Here is a 1,314-nt window from a genome sequence, read left to right on the forward strand (position 1 = left end):
GCCATTGCTGGTGCCGGGGCGATCAAAGTGGCTCATCGCAGTCGAGGGTGTAGCGGTTGGTGTGCGCGTGGCGGTGGGTGGGTAGGGGTCGAGGTCCCCGAGGATGGAAGTTCCTACACTGCCCATCCGGAGGACCTCGACGTGCTCAACGCTACCTTCGCCTCGCCGTGCCTGACCACGTTCTGCCGCCAGGATGAGCTGGGGTTGGAGGCGATCGGACAGCGTCTTGACGCTGGCCGGGCGGTGATCCAGTGCCGTGTCGTCGAGGACGATCCCTGGTGCCACTCGTGCGGCGCCGAGGGCGTGCCAAGGGACACGGTCACCCGGCCGCTGGCGCACGAGCCATTCGGCCACCGGCCCACGACGTTGCTGGTGCGGGTGCGCCGCTACCGGTGCGCGCACTGCCGACGGATATGGCGCCAGGACACCAGCAAGGCCGCGGCGCCGAGGGCGAAGATCTCCCGCGGCGGGATCGAGTGGGCGCTGACGGCGATCGTGGTCGACCACCTCACCGTCTCGCGCGCCGCAGCCGTGCTCGGGGTGTCGTGGCACACCGCGAACGCCGCCGTCATCGCTGAAGGCAGCAGGCGGCTGATCGACGACCCGAGCAGGTTCGACCGCGTCACCACGATCGGCGTCGACGAGCACGTCTGGCGACACACCCGCCGCGGCGACAAGTACGTCACCGTGATCATCGACCTGACCCCCGTGCGAGAGAAGACGGGGCCGGCAAGGCTGCTGGACATGGACGAGGGCCGCTCGAAGCAGGTGTTCAAGCAGTGGCTCGCCGCGCGCCCTGCGCACTGGTCGAAGCGGATCGAGGTCGTCGCGATGGACGGGTTCACCGGCTTCAAGACCGCCGCCGCCGAAGAGCTCCCCGACGCCGTGCCCGTGATGGATCCGTTCCACGTGGTCCGCCTCGCTGGCGACGCCCTGGACGTCTGCCGCCGGCGGGTCCAGCAGGACACCACCGGCCACCGCGGAATGAAGAGCGACCCGCTCTACAAGGCCCGCCGCACCCTGCACACCGGCACCCGCCTGCTCACCGAACGTCAGCGAGCACGACTCGACGCGCTCCTCGCGCTCGACGAGCACGTCGAAGTTGAAGCGACCTGGGGCATCTACCAGCGCATCATCGCCGCCTACCGCGAACCCAACAAGCATGCGGCCAAGACCATGATGGGGGCTGTGATCGCCTCCATCACCAGCTCAGTTCCCGACACCCTCGTCGAGATCCGCAAGCTCGGCCGCACGATGAAGCAACGCGCCACCGACATCCTCGCGTTCTTCGACCGGCCCGGCACCAGCAACGGT

The 1,314-nt window shown here is 68.8% G+C and carries 1 protein-coding gene; it reads left to right on the forward strand.

The window, feature by feature from the left end:
• Positions 1–141: 141 nt before the first annotated feature.
• On the forward strand, positions 142–1,314 hold a 1,173-nt coding region (locus tag AC4F3Q_RS13515; protein ID WP_491040415.1), incomplete at its 3' end, for an ISL3 family transposase.

The organism is Flavimobilis sp. BM9 (assembly GCF_058313055.1).